The sequence below is a fragment of the Psychrobacter sp. genome, assembly GCF_018260395.1.
Classification (GTDB): Bacteria; Pseudomonadota; Gammaproteobacteria; order Pseudomonadales; family Moraxellaceae; genus Psychrobacter.
Genome location: NZ_JAGLBC010000243.1, coordinates 1 through 1643 on the forward strand (window position 1 = coordinate 1; position 1643 = coordinate 1643).

Consider the following 1643-nt stretch of genomic DNA (forward strand, 5'->3'; position numbering starts at 1 on the left):
CTTACAACGAAATATAAGGCTTTTCTAATTATTAGTTAATTTATCGAGGGTCAACATGAGCATTGTCTGCCACTGGAGCAACAATCAACTCATTGCCAATGATATCTACGACAACCACTCTTTGACCTACTTCCAATGTTTCACCACGGGTTCGACATTGCCATTCTGTAGCGCCAACGATAGGCACACTAAAACGCACAGTACCTAATCTATTCGTGATAGGCTCAACCGTAATCATCCCTTTTTCACCTATAATAACACTGCCGCCTAACCCCGATTTAGTACGATCAACAGACAAAGGTTGAATAAATTTAAACCATAATACGACCATTACGATAGACAGTATCAGCCATAAGGTTATTTGAAATACTTGCGGAAGTGGCCACAACCAGCTTAATAACGCCACAATAATTGCTGCGATACCAAACCATAAAGTGGCAAAAGTGGTCAGAAACATCTCCGATATAATCAGAATCCCTCCCAGTACTAGCCAGTGCCATGGCTCAAATACAAACATAATCTTATCCTTAATGATTTGTTCTTGTTATTTATCTTAACACTTTTAGGCATAACAAATAGTGTTATCCAGTTATGCGAATTGCAACATGATGTGGTTACAACTATTGGCTTTAGAAAAGTCTTCATAACACGCCAGTTAATTGATATAAATAGATGTCGACCAATGCCTAAAGATAGCGTCAAATATAGAGGTGAATATAGAAGCAAATATAGATAGTTTTCGATATTTGAATAATGGATGAAGAATAGACAAAAAAAAGGTTTAAAAGAAGGGGCAAAAGATTTTTAAGACAAATTTGCAAAAACAGCTAGGATAACTATTTTAGTTATAATAAGTATAAGAATATAGGTAGGATGCGCCATGCGTATTAATGGTGCTTATATTAATAATGCATATTTTAAATGCTATGTATGCGTGTCACATCCTACGATGAACATGTCTATCTGACTAAACAAAATCTGACTAATCAAAATAGTTTGTTATTGACCTTTTAAATATTCTAACATGGTATCGGCATCCGATACTTCAAATGGGTCAGTTGGGCAGTTATCATTGAAACCAGACTCAATAAACATCTTTTTGATTTCTTTATTTTCAACCAACATCGAATAACGCCATGAACGCATACCAAATCCAAGATTGCTTTTATCAACTAGCATGCCCATTTTACGAGTGAATTCGCCATTGCCATCAGGAAGTAAAAATACATGTTCACGGTTTTGCTTTAATCCCCATTGATACATAACAAAAGCATCATTAACAGAAACGCAAACGATTTCATCTATCCCTAAAGCCTTAAACTCATTATAGAGCTCTTCATAGCGAGGTAGGTGACTGGTTGAGCAAGTTGGTGTAAAGGCACCTGGTAAGGAAAATACAATCACTTTTTTATTAGCAAAAATATCGTCTGTGGTAAGGTCTTGCCATTTAAATGGGTTTTCTCCACCGACAGACTCATCACGAACTCGGGTCTTAAAAGTAACATCAGGAACATGGCTAATCATTCTTTTCTCCAGTTTAGGTTGCTGTTTATTGGTTGCTGTTTTTTTGGTCATAGGTTAACGAATACTAATAATTAATCTCGAACCACTTTAATAATAATTTTTAAGTTAGTGTTAAACGA

2 protein-coding genes are annotated in these 1643 nt (G+C 35.7%); both read right to left on the minus strand.

Going from position 1 to position 1643, the window contains the following annotated elements:
- Positions 1 to 40: 40 nt before the first annotated feature.
- Positions 41 to 517: an NfeD family protein gene (locus QZ265_RS10830; RefSeq protein ID WP_296406075.1), complete on the minus strand. Its 477-nt coding sequence runs from the start codon at positions 515 to 517 to the stop codon at positions 41 to 43.
- A gap of 482 nt (positions 518 to 999) precedes the next feature.
- Entirely contained in the window at positions 1000 to 1524 is a 525-nt protein-coding gene (locus tag QZ265_RS10835; RefSeq protein WP_366513705.1) for a peroxiredoxin, read from the minus strand.
- Positions 1525 to 1643: the final 119 nt, after the last annotated feature.